Source organism: Winogradskyella maritima, from assembly GCF_042650215.1.
GTDB classification, from domain to species: domain Bacteria; phylum Bacteroidota; class Bacteroidia; order Flavobacteriales; family Flavobacteriaceae; genus Winogradskyella; species Winogradskyella maritima.
The window spans coordinates 85,022-109,285 of record NZ_JBHSAT010000002.1; the positions used below are offsets into that span (position 1 = coordinate 85,022).

Here is a 24,264-nt window from a genome sequence, read left to right on the forward strand (position 1 = left end):
CATCACGTACCTTTAAGACATGAATGCAAAAGGCAAATTATACCTTATACCTACACGACTAGGCGATAATCCTCCATTGGAAGTCCTTCCGATGTCCGTGACCAAAATTGTTGAGCGACTGGATAATTATATCGTAGAAAATGAAAAGACGGCGCGACGCTTTATTAAACGTGTTTCTCCAAAAAAATCGCAAAAGGTTTTACATTTTAAAACCCTGAATAAATATACCACCGAAGAACAAAAACAACGTTTTTTAGACCAGTGCGTCGCTGGTGCATCCATCGGGCTTTTGTCTGAAGCTGGTTGTCCAGCTATCGCAGACCCTGGTGCTGAAATCGTTGCCATGGCGCACGAAAAAGGCATTCGGGTTGTACCTATGGTTGGTCCTTCTTCTATTCTATTGGCTTTGATGGGCTCAGGAATGAATGGCCAGAACTTTGCATTTAATGGTTACTTACCGATTGACAAACAAGAGCGCAAACAGGCTATAAAAACCTTGGAACGTCGGTCTTCAGATTTAGACCAATCGCAATTGTTTATTGAAACGCCGTATAGGAACATGAAGATGCTTAAGGATTTGGCGAGTACGCTTCAAGCCAATACCAAAGTTTGTGTGGCCTGTGATTTAACCTTACCTACGGAGTTCATTCGCACTAAAAATGCTTCGGAATGGAAATCCAATAAAGAAGACCTCCATAAACGACCGGCAATTTTTATCATTAAAAAGGATTAAGCGCGAAGTTTTGCTTTGGCTTTCCTATCGGCAGTGATGAAAGACACGTCATATCCTGCAAATTTCTTCATATAACACTTTACCGTAGTACCATACCCATCCGCAAAGTTGTTACCGCCACCACTTCTTAAGAATTTTTTCACGCTACCTGCCCCAGCTAAATGGGCAGATGCCAAAATTCCTGATTCTGTGATTTTAACGCCCCCAATGGTTTTTCCGACGTATTTTTTAAACTCACGTCGTAAAATCCACTTGTTACGCTTAGCGTTTGCTATAAAAGCTTTTTCCTGTAAAGCTGGCGTCTGTAAAAAGAATGTTGGATTATAAATACCAATCATTTTCAGGGTCTCAGCACCAAATTGGTATTTTCCTAAATAACCAAAAGTGTTTACCCTAAAATAATTCCCTTGCGATTCTTTAAAAGCCAAGGCTTCCTTAAAACCTTCAAACGACTTACCTAAATAAGGTGTAAATGGCTTAGTCTCTTGCTTTGGTTTCGGCTGTGAAGCCATTGCCAAATCTTGGTCCAAATTGTAGTTTAATTCTAGACCATCGACAGAGTAGGATTCTGGGTCTAATTCTGGTGTAGGATAAAGGGCTAATGCAATGCAAAAACATATTGCAAAAGGCAGGATTAAATTCTTTAAAAAATTTGTTCTCATAACCTTAAATTTTGTTCAAAATCAATCAATTAGAATGACCTCGTAAAATTCGGGTGCAAATATACGACATAAAAAAGGATATAGCCCTTGAAACGTTAAAACGCTCTTAAAAGTAGATATAATGCAGTCTGAAACCACTTTTATCGGTGTACTCCAAAGTAGGAAATGGTACTTTAATCGTGTTAAAAACGCTAAACACCGATTTTAGAAATGCAGAATTGGTCTTAATCCGGGTTAAATCAACGTCCAAACTAAGGTAATACTGACGTCTGTGATTCTGGTTTGGAAAGAGCGGATTATTCTCATTTCCGGTGAGCATTCCGGTACCGCCATAGCCCACAGCCAAATTCAACCAATTGGGGATAAAATCGGTGTTCAGAAAACTATTCAAATTGAAACTTAACCAATAGGTCTGTCCATTGTAATCTTTTAGAAATTCTTCAGAAAGTCCATCGCCTAATTTTGAAGGATTTTGAGAAGCGAATTCGGTTCTATTAAACGAATATTTCATGGTGATGCGCTGTTCGTCCCATAGCAATTCTTGCCCAATGAACAATCCAGTTCCCGATGCATTGGCCAACATATCTGTCCAGCTAAAGCCCCATTCTTCGGAAAAACCATCCAATACCTCAACAGCAGTTAAAAACGAAAAACCAAGAGTTCCGCCGTAAATGAGTTGGTCTTTTTTGGAAACGCCAGCCCAGTTTAAGGCATCGGCACCTAATCGACCTAATTGGTAGGAAGAAAACACATGTCCCATCTTATCGAGTTGTAGCCATTCCCCTGAATCATTGGTGGTTTTAAAACTAGAGCGTTCAAAATCGGCATACCATAATTGGTCCAAGGCCAGCAATGTCGCCGTGGCCAAAGAGGCTTCGGTTATGATGACGGCGTTTCTTCGAGGTTTATTTAAGGTATCGCTTGGTGTGAGAAAATGATTCAATCCCGATTGTCCAAATGCACTTTGAAGCATTATGAACATCAGAATCGATATGGGCCAAGCGCGTTTCACTTATTTGCGAATGCCTTGCTCATTCAAATAGCGATGATATTCCCGCGCATTGGCGTTATGCTGACTGAGCGACTTTGCGAATTTATGGAACCCCACATTACGGGCATCCACTACAAAATAAAGGTAATCATGCTTTTCATAATTAAGGACTGCATTAATCGCTGAAAGTTCAGGCATGGCCACAGGTCCTGGAGGTAAGCCTCGATACATATAGGTATTGTATGGCGAATCAATCTCCATGTGCTTATTCAACACACGACGGATGATGGTGTTTTCGTATTCAGGTAATTGATAGGCCGCATATTTTATGGTAGGGTCGGCTTGCAAAGGCATTCCAATCCTGATTCGGTTGACATAAACGCCAGCCACACGAGGTTGCTCTGATTTTTGCTTGGATTCTTCATATACAATTGAAGCCATGGTCATCACTTCATTAGGGGTCATGCCTATGGCTTCGGCTTTTTTCAATCTTTCTTGAGTCCAAAAACGTTTGTATTCTTTGAGCATGCGGTCTCTAAAATCTTCAGCCGTACTGTTCCAAAAGAACTCATAACTGTTAGGTAAATACATCCCGATAGCACTTTCTCGAGTAAACCCATTTTCCTTTAAGAAGGTCTCGTCGCTCATGGCCGATAATAACTCTAGACTGTCTGCTTCAATTTGCTCTGCCACTCGTCCCGCTAATCCCTTTAAAGTATTCTGATTGTTGAAAGATACCATCAGAGGTATATTCTTGCTTCGAATGGAATTGATGATGTCGTTATTACTCATTCCTTTGGAAATGGCATATCGACCTGGTTTTACATAGGAAACGTATTTTTTCTGTTTTGCCAGGGCATCAAATTTATCGATATCCTCTAAAAGCGGTTCGAGTTGCTGACGAACCTGTAGGTAATTTGCATCCGAAGGTATTGTGATATAAGCAATTTCTTTTTCAAAAGCCGTATTCGGTGCGAACATAGCACCATAGATATAGTAGGCAACATAGGCAAAAATGAGCAGTCCAATCAAGGCAGTAGCCCAAAGTATTTTTTTAATGTACATATTAGTCTGAAATCAATTGTAATAATACTTCATTTACGAAACCATTTGGCGTATGGTTCCATTCCTTTTTAACGCCAATTTCAACAAAGCCTTCGTTTTTGAACAAACGCAAACTCGTTGTATTTGTTTCACTGATATTACAGTATAATTGGTGTAACTGCAACTGCAAAAAACAGTAATCAACCAGTAAGGATAGGGCTTCTTTACCATATCCTTTACCTCTATTGGCTTTATTTTGAATAAGAATACCAATACCAGCACGCTTATTTTTAAAATCGAAATTAAATAAGTCGATAAGCCCTAACGCCTCATCATCTTTAGAACAAATGACTAAGCGCAATTGCTTGGCCTCGTAAATATCTTGATGGGCATTTTCCAGATATTGCTTAATAAGATATTTTGAATACGGCGTTTGCGTATGACTAAGTTCCCAAAGGGATTCGTCATTTTCAATAGCATGAATAAATTCTAAATCCTCAGGCTCTAAAGCTCTTAAATAAACTTGTTTTCCTTTAAGAGTTACCATGCTATTTCGCCTTTAAACACTTGAGTCGCTGGACCAATTAGCCAAATATTCTCATAACCATTTTTGGTTTTTGTAAAAGATACTTTTAGTTCGCCTCCTTGCACCTTCAAATTAACAGCGTCACCATTAAACTTATTTGAAGCATGCATGGCCAAAGCAACAGCTGTAACGCCTGTACCGCATGACAGAGTTTCATCTTCAACACCACGTTCATAAGTCCGTACGGCGAAAGTATCTTCGGAAACCTGTTCTACAAAATTCACGTTGGCTCCAGCCTCATTATATGGTTCGCCATAACGGATGCTTCGGCCTTTGCCTTTTACATCACAATTCTGAATCTCGCTGACGAGCTCCACATGATGTGGAGAACCTGTATCTAAAAACTGATGGTTGTCAAACGTTTCAATAACTGACACATTTTGCATTTGAAGATGTACTAACCCATCTCTAATAATGGCTTTATGCATACCGTCAATGGCTTCAAATTTAGCTTCAGATTTATTCAATCCGAGAAAATTGGCAAACGCCACAATACAGCGACCGCCATTGCCACACATACTGCTTTCATTGCCGTCGGCATTATAATAGACCATAGTAAAATCAGCAGTTTTATGGTCTTCTAATAGTATGAGTCCGTCAGCGCCGATGCCAAATCGTCGGTCACACAAATGCGCAATCATTTTGGCATTATTCTTGTCGAATTTAAGTGAGCGATTGTCAATGATAACAAAGTCGTTTCCGGTGCCTTGGTATTTGTAAAAGGTGTGTGTCATAAACCGAAGCAAATATAACATTATTCCTAAGGAATACGCGCTGTTAAATCGTCGTTAAAGTTGAAAATCGCCCTCAATAAAACAATTAAATTCAACGTTAAAAAGAAAACTTAAACTGAACACTATGAGAAAGATGTTAACCCTGATGTTTGTCTCGGCTTTAGGAGGTCTTTTAACCCTAGGCGGTTATAAACTTTTTATAGAGGAACCGACGACAGCAAACACTGAACTAAGCAACACAACCGATAATTCATTCTTTATTCCAACAAGTACCGTTTCGAACTCGGCTTTGGCTATGGAAAAGCCCGACTTTATAGAGGCCGCCAATAAAACCATTGACGCCGTTGTACACGTTAAGAATGCACAGGTGAGTAAAGGACCGTCGAGCTTTGAAGACCTCATTTATGGCCGTAGCCAAGAACGCAAGCAGATTGTTGGTGCAGGCTCTGGTGTTATTATTTCATCAGACGGTCATATCATCACTAATAACCATGTGATTAAAGGCGCAACGGAATTATCCATAACACTTAACGATAATAAAACTTATACAGCAGATGTTGTGGGGACAGACCCAAGAACAGACATTGCCTTACTAAAAATCGATGCGGATTATGATTTGCCGTTTGTCACATTTGGCGATTCGGACAATGCACAGATTGGCGAGTGGGTTTTAGCTGTGGGTAATCCCTTTAATTTAACTTCTACCGTTACAGCAGGTATTATTTCTGCAAAATCCAGGGATTTATCTGGCCGGGCAGAGCAGTCGTTTATTCAGACTGATGCCGCTGTAAATCCAGGAAACTCAGGTGGCGCTTTGGTGAATACCCAAGGGCAGCTGATAGGTATAAACACGGCAATCTCCTCACGTACGGGATCGTATGTCGGATATTCTTTTGCCGTACCGAGTAATATTGCGCGCAAGATTGTGGAAGACATTATGGAGTTTGGCGATGTACAAGATGTGATGCTGGGTATTGTATCCCTAAACGCTGCGGAAGCTAAAAAGCAAGGCTTGGATCAAATTGAAGGCGTCTACGTAAGTGATGTTAGTCCGGATTCTGGTGCAGCTGTAGCAGGAATTAGAAGTGGTGATATCATCAAAGGTTTAGATAATATAGAAGTCAATAAGTTTACCGAACTGACGGGCTATTTAAAATCTAAAAGTCCAGACGAAGTGGTCAATGTCACCATTTTAAGGGATGATGATTTGCGTGTGGTACCTGTTAGATTAACCAAAAAAGAAGATTTAACGGAGACCTTTATGGATATGACGCTTCGGGACATTGCACCTTCCGTTAAAAAGAAATACGACATTAATAATGGGGTGCTGATTCAAGAAAACAATAACTCGTGGTTACGTAATAAAGTTGGCATTGGTCGTGGTTACATTATTACGGGAATCAACGATGTGAAAATTGAAAGCGTTGAGGACATCCGCGCCTTAAAAGCAAAATATGGTGATGATTTTATCGATAACCTTAATAAAATTGAATACCTCAACGGAAGATTAGAGCGCAAAGAAGTCATCTTCCGCTAAAAATGCCGATTTTGTTCTTTACTAAGAGCAATGCCCTCCAACATCTAAGGATTTGGAGGGTTTTTCTTTTACGATTCTTAATGCTGGAATAGGGATTGGATTGAGAAAAAAAAGACTGTAATTCTTTTTCAAAATCCACTACGAAAACGTTTGAAATATATTATTTTTGCCGCAAATTTTGAAGGTAAACAGTCCTTCAAATCACTAAAAACAAAAACACAACACAATGAGTTTTAACGGAACTTATGAAAAGGAATTAGCATTCCAAGCAGACAGACGCCGAGCTACGGTTGAATTTATTAAAATTGTCAGCGACCTTTGGTATGACAAAGCCATTGAACTGGTCATTTTTAGAAATCCTCTTATCGACCGTACCGTCAGCGACATTTTAAATCTGCACGAATATGCTGGGGAATTTGTCCAAAAACCAATCTCCATTTTTGATTCTGTGGAAATCGCCAAAGCGATCAGCCAATTATATTTACCACCAGCCAAATTAGACATCGGGAAATTGACCTACGAGTACCATTTGGAAGACCAAAAGTATGGCAACGCCCTAGCATTTGTATCCAACAAATTAAAAGACGCTAAAGCCTATAAATCCATAAAACCAAAAGACGTTGTTCTTTATGGTTTTGGTAGAATCGGACGTTTATTAGCCAGAGAGTTGATGACTAAGGCCGGAAAAGGCAATCAGATGCGTTTACGTGCTATCGTTACCCGAGGTGCTATAAACGAAACAGTTTTAGAAAAGCGTGCGTCCTTATTACGTAACGATTCTGTTCATGGTGATTTTGGAGGTATCGTTACTGTAGATATTAAAAACGAAGCACTAATCATTAACGGGACGACCGTAAAAATGATTTCGGCCAACGCTCCAGAAGATATTGATTATACCAAATATGGTATCAATGATGCTTTGATTATTGATAACACTGGTGCCTTTAGAGATAAGGAAGCCTTAACCAGACTGTTAAACAGCAAAGGTGCACATAAAGTATTATTGACTGCGCCAGGAAAAGGCATTCCAAATATTGTACATGGTGTGAACCACATGGAAAATAATCCGGATAAGATTGATATTTTCTCAGCAGCGTCTTGTACCACCAATGCCATTACCCCGATATTAAAAGCTGTGGATGATTCGTACGGTGTGGTTTCTGGGCATTTGGAAACCATTCATGCCTACACCAACGACCAAAATTTGGTGGATAATTTCCATAGTAAATACCGTCGTGGAAGAGCGGCAGCCTTAAATATGGTCATTACAGAAACTGGTGCTGGTAAAGCAGTGAGCAAAGCCTTACCGTCTTTAGAAGGAAAGTTGACGTCTAACGCCATTCGTGTTCCTGTACCAAATGGGTCATTAGCCATTTTGAATTTAGAGTTGGAAAAAGAAACCTCCGTAGAGGCCATGAACACCATCATAAAAAAGTACGCTTTAGAAGGTGATTTGGTGGAGCAGATTAAGTATGAAATGAGCGACGAATTGGTATCTAGTGACATCGTTGGAAGTTCTGCACCATCCATCTATGACAGTAAAGCAACAATAGTTAGAGCTGACGGAAAAAATGCTGTGCTCTACATTTGGTATGATAATGAATATGGTTACAGCCACCAAGTCATCCGCTTGGCGAAGTACATTTCTAAAGTAAGACGCTATTCTTACTATTAGGAACATCCAAACGTAAAATCCCAACGTATATCAATAGCCTTGCAATAATTTGCAGGGCTATTTGTTTATACAATATCGATTATCCTTCATAACATGTTAAAAACAACATTTGTGGGAGAATTATAAAAATGAAAATATTCCTATCTTCGAACAGACTTAAAAAACCTATGAATTTCAACATGAAAAACACAGCCTTAGCTTTATTCGCTTTATTGTTTTTGACCTTTAACTTCGGAATAGCCCAAGAGCAAGAGACCGAAACCGAACAATTATCCCTTAATGAAGGGACGCTAGATAGTCAGTTTGAATACATTTTGAAGAAATCCGGAAACTTTAGAGGCACCAACGGTTCTATGTACGAAGCTGTAAAGCAAAGTGACATTTTAAAAGTTAGAGCCAACGTAGCCGATTCCTTGAAAAAGAGCTACTCGCGTATTGATGAGCTCGAAGCCAATGTCTCTAACCAAGCCGAAGAAATCACAACATTAAAATCCAATTTAGGAAGCACGCAATCGACGCTAGACGAAACCAATCTCGAAAAAGATAGCATGTCCCTTTTTGGTTTACAAATGAGTAAGACCAGTTATAATATATTAATGTGGAGTATCGCAGGCGGATTATTAGCCTTACTCCTATTCTTTATGTATAAGTTTAAAAATTCTAACTCTTCAACGCAAGACGCTAAACGTAAACTCGCCGAAGTAGAACACGAGTTTGACGAACACCGCCGTGTGGCCCTTGAGCGCGAACAAAAAGTTCGTCGCCAACTGCAAGACGAACTCAATAAGCAGAAGTCTTAGAAAGTGTAAATCATACACGATGTCACCCTGAGCTTTCCCGAAACGTCGGGAGAAGGGCACTAAAAAGTAAATCCGTAATTTTAAAACATTACGGATTTTTTTATACCCGCAGATAAACGAATAAACAAATCCACACCCTCCGAAGCTTCAGCGAAGGAGGACAACCAAACAACAAACGACTTAACGACGAACCGACTTAACGACAAACAATATACAATGCTAACCATAACCCACGCCACCACAACCCACCTCCACGACCTAACGCCCCTATTCGACGGCTACCGCAGCTTCTACCGCCAAGCCTCAGACCTAGACGGCGCCAAAATCTTTTTACAAGAGCGTCTCGCAAAAAAGGATGCCGTCATCTTTATCGCCTATAAAAACGAAACGCCTGTTGGCTTTACACAATTATACCCGCTATTTTCCAGCGTCTCCATGCAACCCATGTATTTGCTTAACGACTTATACATCCATCCCGACTATAGAAGCCAAGGTATCGGCGAAGCCTTAATCAACAAAGCCAAAGCCCTATGTAAAACCGAAGGCCAAAAAGGCCTAGCCATACAAACCGAAAGTGATAACCGTGCGCAACACTTATACCAGCGTTTAGGGTTTGAGCCGGATGGGGATTTGCATTTTTTTTGGATCTGTGCGTGAGGTAAATATACGTAGGACTACGTATTGATAATGCTATTTAGAAAGCATAACTTGCCTTGACAAGATATAATTCATTAAAATAGAATTATATATTCACGCCAACTTTAAACCTACAATCATCTAGGATTTTTTAAAATTATGCAAATAACAAAATTAGAAGTTGAGAATTTTAGATTACTGAAAGAATTTTCAATGGATTTGGAAAAGGAACTTTCTCTAGTCATAGGAAAAAACAATACTGGTAAAACGTCTATTCTTTCGGTTCTTAATAAATTCTTAAACGAAAAAAACAAGTTCTCCTACGATGATTTCAACATTGACTTCAAAAAAGAATTAGAAGGATTAATAAAGTTGGCTGATGTTCCAGAAGAATTTCTTCCTAAAGGAATAAAATTGAAAATCTTTATTGATTATGATGATAAAGATAATTTATCAAATGTAAGTAGAGTATTAATGGATCTTGATCCAGCCAATAACAAAATCGTATTAGGTTTTGAGTATATTCTTACTTATACAGAATTTTTAAAATTGAGAAATGATTACAATGCCTTTGATAAAAAGGAAAAGCAAAAAGTTGCAGAAAAAAAGATAAAAGAAGTTAGAAGTCTTAAAGAATTTTTAAAACAAGGCTTGGATAAATATTTTACTACACAAAGATTATCATTTGAATATGATTTAACTACAGAAAAAGTCAATGAATTTAATTACATCAATTTAGACTCGGAAAAAATTAGCATAAAAGACATTATATCTTTCAAATATATTCCTGCTAGAAGAGACGTAACAAACAAGGATAAAGACAATACTCTTTCTAAACAAACTTCAAGTTTATACAGTAAAAATGAAGACAGTGAAGAAAAAGCACAAGCAACAGAAGATTTTATCGATCAACTTTCTGAAACTGATCGAACATTGAGTGGTATTTATTCTGACTTATTTAAAGATGTTTTAAAAAACGTGAGCACTTTTGGAGGTGTAAAACTTAATGAAACTACCATAGATATAATCTCGACACTTCAACATCGAGATTTACTTGAGGGCAACACCACAGTAGTTTACACTCACGATATTGACAAACTGCCTGAACAATACAATGGACTTGGTTATATGAATTTGATAAGTATGATTTTTGAAATTGAAATACTTAGACAAGAATTCAAAAGAAAAAAGGAAGAAAAACCAGCTGATATTAATTTATTAGTAATTGAAGAGCCAGAAGCTCATACACATCCTCAAATGCAATACGTTTTTATTAAAAACATCAAAAGCTTGCTTGCAGAAGGTATCATGCGTGAGGATGGAATAAATAAACCTCTGCAATACATAATTACCACTCATTCATCTCATATAGTTGCCGATAGTGATTTCAATGATATTAAGTACTTAAAGATTGAAGATAAAAATAATGTCGTATCAAAAAATCTCATCGATTTAAAGAAAGAGTATGATACTGACACAAACCAATATCAATTTCTTAAACAATATTTGACAATAAGTAGAGCAGAAATATTTTTTGCAGATAAAGCGGTTCTTATTGAAGGAGATACGGAAAGAATACTGATACCGACTTTTATGCGAAAAGTTGACATTGAGGAAGCTACTCGATTAGAAGCAGAAGGTAAAGTTGATGACTTTCTGCCACTGTTGTCACAAAATATATCTACGATTGAAGTTGGTGCTTATTCTCAAATTTTCAAGAAGTTTATAGAGTTTTTAGGTATTAAATCTTTAGTTCTTACTGATATAGATTCTGTTGGTGATTTAGGAAATAAAGACAAGAAAGGGAAACCAATAATTGAGGCTTGTGAGGTCGTTAAAGGAACAGCGACAAGTAATTCTGCAATTAAACACTTTTTAGGAACTGTAGATTGGAAGGATTTAAAGAATTTAACAGCTAAAGATAGAACAATCAAACTAGGGAGTGCAAAACTATGTTTATGTTATCAACAAGAAGAAGACGCATATCATGCGAGGAGCTTTGAAGATGCATTCATTCATATAAATCGAGCATATATAGCTGGTAAGAAAGACGAATTTCAAGGTTTACAACACAGAAAGTTATTTGATGATGGTACAAATAATGCCTATGTGTTAGCTGATTCATGTATTAAAAAGAAAACTCATTTTGCATTAGATATTCTATATCACAGCAATGAGAATTTTAGTAATTGGAATATTCCAGAGTACATAAAAAATGGCTTATTATGGTTGAAGGAAGATTAGAATTAGAGCCCGAAGTACAGGAAATTTTTAAATCAATTGATGAGGAAAAAAACTTTCTTTTAAGTGGTGGTGCAGGAAGTGGTAAGACCTATTCTTTGGTAAGCGTTATCCGTCAGGTAATAGCTGAAAATCCAACTGCTAAAGTTGCCTGTATGACATACACCAATGCTGCAGTAAAGGAAATTGAGGAAAGAGTAAATCATAATAATCTTAATGTCTCAACTATCCATGATTTCCTATGGGACAATATTAAGCACTTTCAAAAAGAGCTTAAAAAGGCAATAATAATACTAGCAAACGATGAAAATGTTACTAAAATAAAAATTAATGATTTAAGTCCTGTGCCAGATAATTTTTTCGATGACCTAGAAGAAAAAATAAAATATAAAGAATTTGTTCGGATAAGAGAAGGGATAATCTCTCATGACGAATTAATTATTGTTGCACATTATCTTTTTCAAAAATACCCTAAGCTTAATAGTATCGTAAAAGATAAATACAAATTCATTTTTATAGATGAGTATCAAGATACTAGTAAGATGGTTGTAGAAACATTCCTTACTCATTTTAAAACAAGTGAAAGAAAAAATATAATAGGTTTTTTTGGCGACGCTATGCAAAATATTTATCCTAACACTGTTGGTAATTTAGATGCATATGATGAAAATGACGTGAAAAAAATTACAAAAAAACAGAATAGAAGAAATCCCCAACTTATTATTGATTTGGCAAATAAACTTCGTACTGACGGTATCATTCAGGAATCTTCTAATGACCCCAATGCACCCAATATGGAAGAAGGTGTAATAAAGCAAGGTAAATTACTGTTTTTGCATTCTAATGATGATGATATAATTAAGGTTGAAAAATATCTGGAGGATAATTATGATTGGGACTTTAATAATTCAAAAGAAACAAAGGAGCTGAACCTTACTCATAATTTAATCGCAGATAAAGCAGGGTTTAGGACACTAATGAATATTTACGATAAAGACAACATATTAAGTTTTAGGGATAGAATTAAGAAGTATATAAAAGATAATAACATTACTACTGATTTTTCAGAAAATACATTTGGTGAAGTAATTGAATCTTTACAAAAAGGAAAAAGTGGACAGGATTTGAACAAAGTGAGTCCAACCAATGGAATGCAGAACTTCATTGATGAAAATGAAGAATTATACAATTATGCTAAATCCTTAAATTACTCGTCATTCTCTAAAGCATACGTAGATAAAGATCAATTACTTGATGATAAAAAAAAGGATGAAGATGACGACAATAAAAAGGACTCAAAAAGAGATAATCTTATCAAGCATTTGTTCAAAATCCAAACTAATATCTCTCTTTATCAGAATAAAAAATACAATGTATTTTTGAGAGCCGTAGACTTTCGTTATAAAATTACAACCATAGCAAGCAAAAGAACTTTAAAAGAAAATATTGAAAGCCTTATTGAAGTTGGCGAGAAAACTATTGAGGAAGTAATTACTGATGCCAATGAAAAGGGCATTTGCATAATTGATGATAAGCTAATTGAATTTAAAGAGAAAAAAGAATATATATATAATCGTGTTAAAGACGTAAAGTTTACAGAATTTCAAAAGCTATATGAATACTTAGAAGGTCAAACACCGTTTTCAACTCAACATAAAACCAAAGGAGCTGAGTTTGATAATATCCTTGTAATTCTGGATAATGGCGGTTGGAATAATTACAATTTTGAGAAAATGTTTTTAGGTACAGCCTCAGAATCTGTAAAGAATAGAACACAAAAGATATTCTATGTTTGTTGTACGAGGGCAAAAGAGAATTTAGCAGTCTATTTTCATAGCCCAAGTGATCAAGTTATAAATAAGGCAAAAGAATGGTTCGGAAATGAAAATGTAATTAGTATTGAGTAATGCCTACAACTATTAATGTATTTAATTAATAACGGTTTAAATTTTTGTTGCGTAGCATTTTTAATTCTTCAGTGTTCAATTAAAAAATTATTTTTATAGTAAACCACAATTTTATGAGTAACCATAAACAGAAATGATTCCCTATACGCTGTAAAAACATACTTTCTCAATTTCCCCATTAAACAGCCACCTATTTCAATTCCCAAAGAATAATCGCATCTTTGCAAAATGCGTATAGACATCATCACCGTCCTTCCAGAATTATTACAAAGCCCTTTTGAGGCGTCTATTTTAAAGCGCGCCATTGAGGCTAATTTGGTGGAGGTTCATTTTCATAATTTACGAGATTACACCACGGATAATTACAAGTCGGTGGACGACTACCAATTTGGAGGTGGCGCCGGTATGGTGATGCTTATAGAACCGATTGATAAATGTATTACAGGGCTACAAGCCGAGCGCAACTATGACGAGATTATTTATATGACGCCAGATGGTGAGCGCCTTAACCAAAGTATCGCTAACCAAGTCTCTCTAAAAGAAAACATCATTATCCTTTGTGGCCATTACAAAGGCGTGGACCAGCGCGTGCGTGATAAATTCATCACCCGTGAAATTTCCATCGGCGATTATGTACTGTCTGGTGGCGAATTGGGAGCTGCGGTGTTATGTGATGCCGTGATTCGGTTGATTCCTGGCGTTTTGGGCAATGAGACCTCGGCCTTGACGGATAGCTTTCAGGATAATCTGTTGGCACCACCCATTTACACACGCCCGCGGGAGTACGACGGTATGAAAGTTCCAGAAGTCTTGTTCAGTGGTAACTTCGGCGCAATAGAACAATGGCGCGAAGAACAAGCCTACAAACGCACTAAGGAACGACGACCGGATTTACTCGAGTAACCTCTCGTAATTTTCAAACTCTAAATTCCAAAGACCAATAGCTTTCAATGGGTTCTTCAAATTTTAATTGAAAAAACTTGGAACTAAAAACTATAAACTTTGGATTTAAAACTTTGCAAACACAAAGTTTTAATTATCTTTGCACCCAATTTTGGATTAACCTCTGGCGAAGTACGTGAATGTTGATTTGGAATAACCATAAACAAAACAAAATGAATTCTTTAGTAAAATTTGTACAAGACGAATTTGTAACCCGTAAGGACTTCCCAGAATTCGGTGCTGGTGATACCATCACTGTATACTATGAAATTAAGGAAGGTAACAAAACACGTACGCAGTTCTTTAAAGGTGTTGTATTACAACGTAAAGGAAGCGGTAGCAGTGAAACATTCACCATCCGTAAAATGTCTGGAACCGTTGGTGTAGAGCGTATCTTCCCAGTGAATTTGCCAGCCCTTCAAAAAATTGAAGTTAACAAAAGAGGTAAAGTACGTAGAGCACGTATATTCTACTTTAGAGGTCTTACTGGTAAGAAAGCTAGAATCAAGGAAGTTAGAAAATAAACTAACCTCTGATAAAGTAACAAAGCCTTTTGTAGTGATACAAAAGGCTTTTTTAATGCTTTCATTTGAAATGGACGTCAGTCCCGACGCTTCGGGAGAGTGATTCCGAAGTATGAAGTCCCGAAGCGTCAGGAGTATCGAGAACCGTCCCCCACCTTATCAACAATTGTTAATAACCCTTGTGGACAGACTGTGAGTATCTAATTGCCAATATTTTTTGGATTTCTCAATAACCAACCTATATTTACATAACAATTAACAACAAACCTCGTTTGGTTTTGAAGTTTTCTTCAGATTTGTGTTAAATTGTAATAAAGTAACGTTCTTTATATAAGATTTGTGATTTGAGGTTAGGAGCTACTTGTGTAGGCAAGTGAAGTATAATAACCATGAGACTTAGGTGAGGCGTTAAATACGCAAGTAGGTAGCACTGATTTAAGTTGAAAGTTTTGAAAAAGTAGTGGGAACGAAAGGGAACACGAAAAGGATGAACAATGAGGCTCTGCAGGTTAGTTTTTCAACGAGGTAACTGAAAGGGAATTATCAAAAATGACAAGTCTGAGAAATGTGGAAGTATCAGGTCAATACATTTTGAAAGGTACTAGCATTTCGTTGAAATCTGTAATCGCTTAGTCCGAATATGTTTTGGTTAAAGTCTAAACAGTGTTGGTGCAAGCTAACTAGGTCGAGTAGAACGATTTCAAAAAAAAGCCATGTCAATTCAGTTAATTGCTGAAGGATATGGCTTTTTGATTTTTATACGTTTGCATTTATAACATCGTCATTACGAGAAGCGACAGCAAGGAGCGACGTGGTAATCTCATGATGTAAAACTCTTGGAATGAATAAATCTTACATGTACTTCATGGCCAATAAAAATAATACGACAATTTATGTTGGTGCCACATCTAACCTAGTTAAAAGAGTTTATCAGCATAAAACGAAAGTATTCAAAGGTTTTACGGCAAAGTATAATTGTGACAAACTTGTTTACTTTGAAGAGTTCGACTCCATTGAAGACGCTATTTCAAGAGAAAAACAAATAAAAAAAGGTAACCGAAAACGTAAGGAAAATTTGATTAATAAGGATAATCCAGAATGGAATGATTTATCTGAAGGTTGGCTGTTTTATTTCGACTGAAATCAACAAATAGAAACGTCATTACGAGGAGCGACAGCAAGGAGCGACGTGGTAATCTCATGATGAGAACTACATACCAAAAGATTGCCACATCACGCTCGGGCGTGATTCGCAATGACGGTATATATTAATTATATTCAAAAACATAAATTACAACGTCATTACGAGGAGCGACAGCAAGGAGCGACGTGGTAATCTCATAATTAGAACTTCACATCATGAGATTGCCACATCACGCTTTGGCGTGATTCGCAATGACGATGCATTACTAAATGAATTCAAAATTATACATTACAACGTCATTACGAGGAGCGACAGCAAGGAGCGACGCGGTAATCTCATAATTAAGAATTACAAACCAACAGATTGCCGCACCACGCTTGGGCATGATTCGCAATGACGAAAACCCCAAGATTTCATAAATTGCACCTATGAATCTTCCATTTATCTCCGACCAAACCTTTACCCAAAAAGACTACACCTCTACCCGACTCCAAAAAGCAGAATATGATAATTGTACCTTTGTAAATTGCAACTTTGAACAAGGCGATATCTCCAACGCATCATTTCTAGAATGTGAATTTATCGACTGTAACATGTCCAACGCCAATGTAACACACTGCACGTTTAACGCAGTGACGTTTAATGATTGTAAAATGCTCGGTGTGGATGTTTCAAGATGCAATACCATGCTCATGGATTTTTCTTGCGACAACTGCGTCTTGGACTATGCTAACTTTTCAGGTTTGAATTTAAAAGGCTTTGTGTTTTCAAACTGTCAAATGAAACATTCAGACTTTACAGATGCCATTCTACAATATGTAAAGTTTCAAGATTGCATCTTATCCAACGCAATTTTCGAACATACTGACTTACAGCATTCAGACTTTACATCAGCCAAGGATTTTTTAATAAATCCAGCTAAGAATTCTATGAAAGGAGCCAAATTTTCCAAACACACCTTAGACGGTTTATTGCGCCATTTTCAGTTAGACATTAAGCCCTGAATTGAGTCAATCACTTTACGCTTTGGGCTGTTTACAGCCTGACTTTTTTGTATATTTGCACTCCTTAAAAGCAACGTTTAACGTAATAACTAGACCATAAATGACAAATTCTTCAACGATATTTTACACCAAGACAGATGAAGCGCCAGCGTTGGCTACACGCTCTTTTTTTCCTATAGTTCAGGCCTTTACAAAATCATCTGGTATCAATGTAGAAACTAAGGATATCTCTTTGGCGGGGCGAATCCTGTCTGCCTTTCCAGAGTTTTTAACCGAGGAGCAACGTGTTCCAGACGCTTTGGCAGAATTAGGCGAATTGGCCAAAAAGCCAGAAGCCAACATTATTAAGTTGCCAAATATCTCAGCGTCGATTCCTCAGTTAACCAACGCTATTGAAGAATTACAGTCTCAAGGTTATGCGCTTCCAGATTATCCGGAAGAACCACAAACCGACGAAGATGAAAACATAAAATCACGTTACGATAAAATCAAGGGTTCGGCTGTAAACCCTGTGTTGCGAGAAGGCAACTCTGACCGTCGCGCACCAAAGGCCGTAAAGAATTACGCCAAGAACAACCCACACCGTATGGGTGCTTGGTCTAGCGATTCCAAAACACACGTGGCCACGATGAGCGAAGGCGACTTTGCCCATAATGAAAAGTCAACAACCATAGCTGAAGCCACCACTGTGAAAATAGTTCACACAGATATGAATGGTCATGCAACGACTCTTAAGGACGGCCTTGTCTTGCAAAAGGATGAAATCATTGATGCGACGGTGATGAATCGTAAAAAGTTATTGGCCTTTTTTGAGCGTGAAATTGCTGATGCAAAAGACCGAGATGTTTTGATGTCATTACACATGAAAGCCACGATGATGAAGGTTTCAGACCCTATCATTTTCGGTCATGCTGTGCGTACTTACTTTAAATCCCTATTCGAAAAGCATAATGACACTTTTGAAGAACTTGGTGTAGATGTGAATAACGGACTAGGAAACTTAATTGAAAAACTTGAAGAATTACCAGCCGACAAGCGTTCTGAAATCGAAGCCGATTTAAAAACAGCTATGGAAAATGGTCCTGATTTGGCAATGGTAAATTCAGATAAAGGAATTACCAACCTTCATGTGCCTAGTGATGTGATTATTGATGCGTCAATGCCAGCGATGATTCGTACGTCTGGACAAATGTGGAATGCGAAAGGTGAGCAACAAGACACCAAAGCGATTATTCCAGATAGCAGTTATGCTGGAGTTTATATTGCTACCATTAATTTCTGTAAAAAGCACGGTGCCTTCGACCCAACGACTATGGGAACTGTACCAAACGTCGGATTGATGGCTCAGAAAGCTGAAGAATACGGCTCACATGATAAAACCTACGAAATGGCGTCTGCTGGAAAAGTGGAAGTCATTGATTCTGATGGTCAGATTTTATTAAGTCATGATGTAGAGCAAGGTGATATTTGGAGAATGTGCCAGGTAAAAGATGCGCCAATACAAGATTGGGTAAAATTAGCCGTGACTCGTGCAAGAGCGTCTAAAACTCCGGCTGTATTTTGGTTAGACGAGAACAGAGCCCACGATTCTGAATTAATCAAAAAAGTCAATGCTTATTTACCAAACCACGATACTGATGGTTTGGATATTAGAATTTTATCTCCTATAAAAGCAACGGAGTTTACATTAGAACGCGTTAAGGCAGGACAAGATACCATTTCGGTTACCGGAAATGTATTACGTGATTACTTAACCGACCTCTTCCCTATTTTAGAATTGGGAACCAGTGCCAAAATGTTATCCATTGTACCATTAATGAATGGTGGTGGTTTGTTTGAAACTGGTGCGGGAGGTTCAGCGCCGAAACACGTACAGCAATTTGTAGAGGAAAACCACTTACGTTGGGACTCTTTAGGCGAGTTTTTAGCCTTGGCTGTATCATTGGAACATTATTCTGAATATACAGGAAATTCAAAAGCTAAAGTCTTGGGTGAAACCTTAGACGATGCCACAGAAAAATTATTGGCCAACAATAAAGGCCCATCCCGAAAAGTCAATGAACTCGATAACCGAGGCAGTCATTTCTACTTAGCACTTTATTGGGCGGAAGCTTTGGCAAATCAGGAAAGTGACTTGGATTTAAAGCATGAATTTGCTCAAGTCTTCAAAAACCTTCAAGCTAAGGAAACCGACATCGTTGACGAATTAAACACTATTCAAGGTGTATCTGTAGATATCGGAGGCTACTACAAGCCTGTAGAAATCTTGGTCAGCAATGCCATGCGACCAAGTCCAACGTTCAACGATATCGTCAAATAATGATTTTATAAAGCTTCAGAATTCTGGAGCTTTTTTTAATTTTACTAAAAAAAGCATTGCATGAGGCAATTTAGATTTGCTCCACTTTTATTATTCATTGCCTTAACCCAGTCGCTCTTAGCTCAAGACAAAGTCACTCTTAGTGGTGTGGTCAGTGATTCTGAAAGCACCGAAACCCTTATTGGGGTAAACATTATTATACCAAGTATTAGCGCAGGAGCAGTGACCAACGAATATGGTTTCTATTCTTTGACCGTTCCCTCGGGTACTTACAAATTTCAGATTTCCTACCTCGGTTACAAAACCATTTCAGAAACCATTGTTCTAACAACAGACCAAACCAAAAACTTCAAACTTTCTGAATCTGCCGAAACCCTGAATGAAGTTGTCATCACTGAAAATGTCGAAAAATTAGATATTAAGAAACCACAGATGAGTGTCAATGCACTGTCTATAAAAACCATTAAGCAAATGCCCGTGGTTTTGGGTGAAGTGGATGTTATAAAATCCATAACACTTTTGCCTGGCGTCACTAATGCTGGCGAAGGCTCATCAGGTTTTAACGTTCGTGGTGGTGCCGTTGACCAGAATTTGATTCTTTTAGATGAGGCAACGATTTTTAATTCGTCGCATTTGTTTGGATTATTCTCGGTTTTCAATCCAGATGCTATCAAGGACCTTAAACTGTACAAAGGTGGGATTCCCGCAAAGTACGGTGGACGTGTATCTTCCGTTTTGGATATTTATCAGAAAGAAGGAAATAACGACCGCTTTAAAGTCAATGGTGGAATAGGATTAATTTCAAGTCGTTTATTGCTCGAAGGCCCTATAACTAAGGGAAAAGGTTCTTTTCTATTTGGAGGTCGTAGCAGTTATGCGCATTTGTTTTTACCGTTGTTTGATTTAGATAACGTCGCATATTTCTACGACTTAAATACCAAATTGAGTTACAAACTCAATGCAAATAACAGTATTTATTTATCGGGCTATTTCGGCCGTGATGTTTTTGAAATTGCCGATAGTTTTGAAAACACTTACGGCAATGCGGTATTTAATTTCCGTTGGAATCACCTCTTTAGTGATAAGCTGTTTTCTAACTTGTCTTTAATATTTTCAGACTACGACTATGATTTAAAATTGAATTTTGTGGAGTTTGATTGGACATCGGGCATAAGAAATTTCAATATTAAATACGATTTGAAGCATTACATCAGTTCGGACTTCAAGCTCGAATATGGATTAAACAGTATTTACTATAAATTCAATCCGGGTGAAATCAGTCCAACGACGGAGACGTCTGGTATAAATTTCTTCAAATTGACCGATAAATATGCCTTTGAAAATGCCATATATGTCGATGCTGAACATAAGTTATCCGATAAGCTGACCGTGTCTTATGGTGCGCGGTTTAGCCTATTTCATCGTTTGGGGCAAGACGAATTAAATGTCTACGAAGATAATAATCCTGTTCAATTTAATGAAGACCTTCAAGTCTACGAAAAAGCGGACCCTATTGGGACAGAAACGTTTAAACGCAGTGATGTTTTGGCATCGTTCTCAAATATAGAACCGAGACTATCTTTAGCCTACCAACTCAACGAAAAATCGTCCGTAAAGGCAAGTTATAATAGGATGAGCCAGTATTTACATTTGCTCTCAAACACAAGTTCCCCAACACCATTGGATGTTTGGACGCCGAGTGGCCTCTTTGTAAAACCACAGTTATTGGACCAAGTGGCATTGGGTTATTTTAGAACCATCGCCGATGACAACTACAGTTTGGAAGTGGAAACCTTCTATAAAACTATTGAGAACAGAATCGATTATATCGACGGCGCCAACCTTATTGCTAACAACGCCATAGAACAAGTTATTCTGAATGGCGAAGCACGCGCCTATGGATTAGAGGTTTTATTAAGAAAAAATGAAGGTCGATTTAAGGGTTGGCTGGCTTATACCTTGTCAAAATCCGAACAACGCACACCTGGACGAACAGCCGAAGAAATAGGTATCAATAATGGCGAATGGTACCGTACGCCTTACGACAAAACGCATGACATCAGTTTTACTGGAACGTATGATTTAAACGATAAATGGACATTTAATGCCAATTTCCTTTTACAGTCGGGCTTGCCAGCGACCTTTCCAAATGGTCAATATCAATACAACGGTATTACGGTGCCAGTATTTGAAGCTCGAAATTCAAGTAGATTACCCACCTATCACCGCTTGGATATTTCGGCAAATTATAACCCAAATCCAAACAGCGAAAAACGCTTTAAAGGCGAATGGGTATTTGGAATCTATAATGTTTATAATCGTAGGAATGCCACAAGTATTACCTTTAGGGAGAATAGAATGACTGGCCGAAACGAAGCCTCCCGATTGGCCATTTTTGGAATAGTTCCGTCGGTTGCTTATAATTTTAAATGGTAGAAAAAATGAAAAAGATAGTTTTAGTATTTATCCTAAGTAGTTTTTTGTTTCAATGCGAAGACCCCATTGACGTGGATTTAAATACGGCACCTCCTCGACTTGTGGTGGATGCTTCCATAAACTGGGTAAAAGGCACAACGGGAAATGAGCAATCCATAAAATTAACTTTGACCTCGCCTTTTTTTGAAGATAATGTGCAAGTTGCAACAGGAGCCAGTGTTATTGTTAGAAATAGTTTGAATGATGTCTTTATTTTTTCTGAAGAATCCGGAATAGGTATTTATTCAACGGACACTTTCCAACCCGAATTGAATGAAACCTATTCGCTCGAAATAATCTACGAGTCGCAAACCTACACCGCGACAGAAAGCCTACTTCCCGTATCATCTATTGATTTTATTGAACAGAAAAATGATGGTGGATTTACTGGAGAGGATATAGAATTGAAAGCTTTTTATACAGACCCACCAAACGAAGAAAATTACTATTTTTTTGAATTTATCAGTGATATACCTGTTGTCCCTACTCTAGAAGTTTATGAAGATCGTTTTACAGATGGTAATCAAATTTTTGGGTTTTATACCGAAGAAGATTTAGAGTCAGGAGACATCGTTACCATTAGAAACCATGGGGTTTCAGAACGGTTTTACGAGTTTATGTTCATCCTTCTACAACAAGGCAGTGATGATGGTGGTGGTCCCTTCGAAACTCAACCAGCAACGGTACGTGGTAATGTGGTAAACACAACTGATTCGGATAATTTTCCATTCGGTTATTTTAGACTGTCTGAAGTTGACGAGGTTATTTATACTGTGGAATAATCATTACATTTAAGCATGGATTTTATTAAAACCACAGAGCAAGATTCTAATTATGATGAATTAGAGTCGATGTCTCTTAATGACTTATTGACTAATATCAATTCAGAGGATAAAACCGTTCCAAATGCTGTTGAAAAAGCCTTGCCACAAATTGAAGCTTTAACAGAACAAGTCGTTAAAGCATTTAAACAAGGGGGACGCTTATTTTATATGGGTGCTGGTACAAGTGGTCGTTTGGGTATTTTGGATGCATCGGAATGTCCACCGACATTCGGTGTTTCTCATGATATGGTTATCGGTTTGATTGCAGGTGGTGATACTGCCATTAGAAAAGCAGTAGAAAATGCTGAGGATTCTACAACTCAAGGTTGGAAAGATTTGGAAGCGCATCATATTTCAGAAAAAGATATCGTAATCGGCATCGCCGCTTCGGGAACAACACCTTATGTGATTCATGCGTTAAGAGCTTGTAACGACAATAATATTCCAACGGGTTGTATAACCTGTAATGCTGGAAGTCCATTAAGTTTAGAAGCGCAATATCCCATAGAAGTCATTGTCGGTCCAGAATTCGTCACTGGCAGTTCACGCATGAAAGCCGGTACAGCTCAAAAACTCGTTTTAAATATGATTACTACAACTTCCATGATACAATTAGGCCGAATTAAGGGCAATAAAATGGTGGATATGCAATTGAGTAACGATAAATTGGTGAACCGTGGCATTCGTATGATTGTTGAAGCCTTAAACGTTTCTTATGAAGAAGCCTCTAACCTATTAGAATCCTATGGCAGTGTAAGACTCGCTGTAGATAATTACAAAACTCATGGAAACGAAACGGACAGATAAAGATATACTCGTTAAAGGCTTAAAAGTAATGCTCGGCTGTTTGCTTTGTATGTTTGCAGGACCGTTTCTGTTACATACAGCCTTTGCCAATAACGACAAACCCCTTTGCATTCCTTTATTAATACTTGGTGGCCTGTTAAGCATTATGGCTATTTTTCTTCTCTTTAAAGGTATCAATACTATAATGAAAAGTCTATTTGGGAAGTAATAGGGTTTAATCGGCTCCACAGAATTACTTTTTCTCACATAAAATTTATACAAAAAAAGCCTAAAACAAAAAAGGACCCAATCTTTAGATTGAGTCCTTGAAAAAGGCGGCGACCTACTCTCCCACAGTAAGCAGTACCATCGGCGCTAACGGGCTTAACTTCTCTGTTCGGAAAGGTAAGAGGTGAGCCCCGTCGCTATAACCACCTTAAAAGGTTGGTAAATAGTGTTTAGTAAATAGTATTCAGTATACACTGACTACTATAAAAACATCTAAATACCGCGCATTCGCGCTAATATCTTAACATATTGAAAACTATACATGATCTGTTGCGTAACCTATAAAAAAAACGGCCGTACAATAAGCCTATGGGTTATTAGTACTACTCGGCTATGACATTGCTGCCTTTACACCTGTAGCCTATCGACGTGGTCATCTTCCACGACCCTTTAAAGAAATCTCATCTTGTG

Annotated in this window: 21 protein-coding genes and 2 rRNA genes; 16 read left to right on the forward strand and 7 right to left on the reverse strand. The window is 37.7% G+C overall.

Features of this window, described 5'->3' with window-relative positions; all coding sequences use genetic code 11:
* Positions 1-19: 19 nt before the first annotated feature.
* Positions 20-733: an SAM-dependent methyltransferase gene (locus ACFOSX_RS01015; RefSeq protein WP_386096121.1), complete on the forward strand. Its 714-nt coding sequence runs from the start codon at positions 20-22 to the stop codon at positions 731-733.
* On the opposite strand, the gene ACFOSX_RS01020 is transcribed toward ACFOSX_RS01015, so the two are convergent.
* The 5 genes from ACFOSX_RS01020 to dapF form a co-directional block, all read right to left on the reverse strand.
* A complete protein-coding gene (locus tag ACFOSX_RS01020) occupies positions 730-1,395 on the reverse strand; it encodes a peptidoglycan-binding protein LysM (RefSeq protein WP_386096123.1) in 666 nt (221 codons plus the stop codon). The genes ACFOSX_RS01015 and ACFOSX_RS01020 overlap by 4 nt on opposite strands.
* A gap of 106 nt (positions 1,396-1,501) precedes the next feature.
* A complete protein-coding gene (locus ACFOSX_RS01025) occupies positions 1,502-2,368 on the reverse strand; it encodes a DUF2279 domain-containing protein (protein WP_386096167.1) in 867 nt (288 codons plus the stop codon).
* A gap of 39 nt (positions 2,369-2,407) precedes the next feature.
* The gene (gene mltG, locus ACFOSX_RS01030) at positions 2,408-3,451 is read right to left on the reverse strand and encodes an endolytic transglycosylase MltG (RefSeq protein ID WP_386096125.1); all 1,044 of its coding nucleotides are present in this window, start codon (positions 3,449-3,451) and stop codon (positions 2,408-2,410) included.
* 1 nt (position 3,452) lies between these two features.
* Positions 3,453-3,977, reverse strand: a complete 525-nt coding sequence (locus ACFOSX_RS01035; protein WP_386096127.1) for a GNAT family N-acetyltransferase — start codon at positions 3,975-3,977, stop codon at positions 3,453-3,455.
* Positions 3,971-4,750, reverse strand: coding sequence for a diaminopimelate epimerase (gene dapF, locus ACFOSX_RS01040; RefSeq protein WP_386096129.1), 780 nt, complete (start codon positions 4,748-4,750; stop codon positions 3,971-3,973). The genes ACFOSX_RS01035 and dapF overlap by 7 nt, the downstream gene beginning before the upstream one ends.
* 124 nt (positions 4,751-4,874) lie before the next feature.
* Between dapF and ACFOSX_RS01045 the strand changes: the two genes are divergently transcribed.
* From ACFOSX_RS01045 to ACFOSX_RS01115, 15 genes are all read left to right on the forward strand, one after another.
* Positions 4,875-6,287: a trypsin-like peptidase domain-containing protein gene (locus tag ACFOSX_RS01045; protein WP_386096131.1), complete on the forward strand. Its 1,413-nt coding sequence runs from the start codon at positions 4,875-4,877 to the stop codon at positions 6,285-6,287.
* A gap of 226 nt (positions 6,288-6,513) precedes the next feature.
* On the forward strand, positions 6,514-7,962 hold the full coding sequence (locus tag ACFOSX_RS01050) for a glyceraldehyde-3-phosphate dehydrogenase (RefSeq protein ID WP_386096133.1): 1,449 nt from the start codon (positions 6,514-6,516) through the stop codon (positions 7,960-7,962).
* Between the two features lie 179 nt (positions 7,963-8,141).
* Entirely contained in the window at positions 8,142-8,762 is a 621-nt protein-coding gene (locus tag ACFOSX_RS01055) for a tRNA (guanine-N1)-methyltransferase (protein ID WP_386096135.1), read from the forward strand.
* Between the two features lie 216 nt (positions 8,763-8,978).
* A complete protein-coding gene (locus ACFOSX_RS01060; RefSeq protein WP_386096137.1) occupies positions 8,979-9,419 on the forward strand; it encodes a GNAT family N-acetyltransferase in 441 nt (146 codons plus the stop codon).
* Between the two features lie 138 nt (positions 9,420-9,557).
* Positions 9,558-11,642: an ATP-dependent nuclease gene (locus ACFOSX_RS01065; RefSeq protein ID WP_386096139.1), complete on the forward strand. Its 2,085-nt coding sequence runs from the start codon at positions 9,558-9,560 to the stop codon at positions 11,640-11,642.
* A complete protein-coding gene (locus ACFOSX_RS01070) occupies positions 11,624-13,546 on the forward strand; it encodes a UvrD-helicase domain-containing protein (protein WP_386096141.1) in 1,923 nt (640 codons plus the stop codon). The genes ACFOSX_RS01065 and ACFOSX_RS01070 overlap by 19 nt, the downstream gene beginning before the upstream one ends.
* Positions 13,547-13,774: 228 nt before the next feature.
* Positions 13,775-14,449 carry a tRNA (guanosine(37)-N1)-methyltransferase TrmD gene (trmD, locus tag ACFOSX_RS01075; RefSeq protein WP_386096143.1) on the forward strand — a complete coding sequence of 225 codons (675 nt, stop codon included), beginning with the start codon at positions 13,775-13,777 and terminating at the stop codon, positions 14,447-14,449.
* Positions 14,450-14,661: 212 nt separating this feature from the next.
* The gene (gene rplS / locus ACFOSX_RS01080; protein WP_386096145.1) at positions 14,662-15,012 is read left to right on the forward strand and encodes a 50S ribosomal protein L19; all 351 of its coding nucleotides are present in this window, start codon (positions 14,662-14,664) and stop codon (positions 15,010-15,012) included.
* Positions 15,013-15,853: 841 nt separating this feature from the next.
* Complete coding sequence (locus tag ACFOSX_RS01085; protein ID WP_386096147.1) at positions 15,854-16,153, forward strand: GIY-YIG nuclease family protein; 300 nt, start codon at positions 15,854-15,856, stop codon at positions 16,151-16,153.
* A gap of 431 nt (positions 16,154-16,584) precedes the next feature.
* Positions 16,585-17,160 carry a pentapeptide repeat-containing protein gene (locus ACFOSX_RS01090; RefSeq protein ID WP_386096149.1) on the forward strand — a complete coding sequence of 192 codons (576 nt, stop codon included), beginning with the start codon at positions 16,585-16,587 and terminating at the stop codon, positions 17,158-17,160.
* Between the two features lie 100 nt (positions 17,161-17,260).
* Positions 17,261-19,480 (forward strand): NADP-dependent isocitrate dehydrogenase, encoded by a 2,220-nt coding sequence (locus tag ACFOSX_RS01095; RefSeq protein WP_386096151.1) that lies wholly within the window; start codon positions 17,261-17,263, stop codon positions 19,478-19,480.
* Between the two features lie 60 nt (positions 19,481-19,540).
* On the forward strand, positions 19,541-21,916 hold the full coding sequence (locus ACFOSX_RS01100) for a TonB-dependent receptor (protein WP_386096153.1): 2,376 nt from the start codon (positions 19,541-19,543) through the stop codon (positions 21,914-21,916).
* A gap of 5 nt (positions 21,917-21,921) precedes the next feature.
* Positions 21,922-22,737: a DUF4249 domain-containing protein gene (locus ACFOSX_RS01105; protein WP_386096155.1), complete on the forward strand. Its 816-nt coding sequence runs from the start codon at positions 21,922-21,924 to the stop codon at positions 22,735-22,737.
* 15 nt (positions 22,738-22,752) lie between these two features.
* Positions 22,753-23,586: an N-acetylmuramic acid 6-phosphate etherase gene (murQ, locus tag ACFOSX_RS01110; RefSeq protein ID WP_386096157.1), complete on the forward strand. Its 834-nt coding sequence runs from the start codon at positions 22,753-22,755 to the stop codon at positions 23,584-23,586.
* Complete coding sequence (locus ACFOSX_RS01115; protein WP_386096159.1) at positions 23,564-23,794, forward strand: DUF6095 family protein; 231 nt, start codon at positions 23,564-23,566, stop codon at positions 23,792-23,794. Before murQ ends, ACFOSX_RS01115 begins: the two co-directional genes overlap by 23 nt.
* Positions 23,795-23,895: 101 nt before the next feature.
* On the opposite strand, the gene rrf is transcribed toward ACFOSX_RS01115, so the two are convergent.
* A 5S ribosomal RNA gene (gene rrf, locus ACFOSX_RS01120) occupies positions 23,896-24,004 on the reverse strand.
* A 146-nt stretch (positions 24,005-24,150) separates the two neighbouring features.
* A 23S ribosomal RNA gene (locus ACFOSX_RS01125) occupies positions 24,151-24,264 on the reverse strand; the annotation flags it as partial.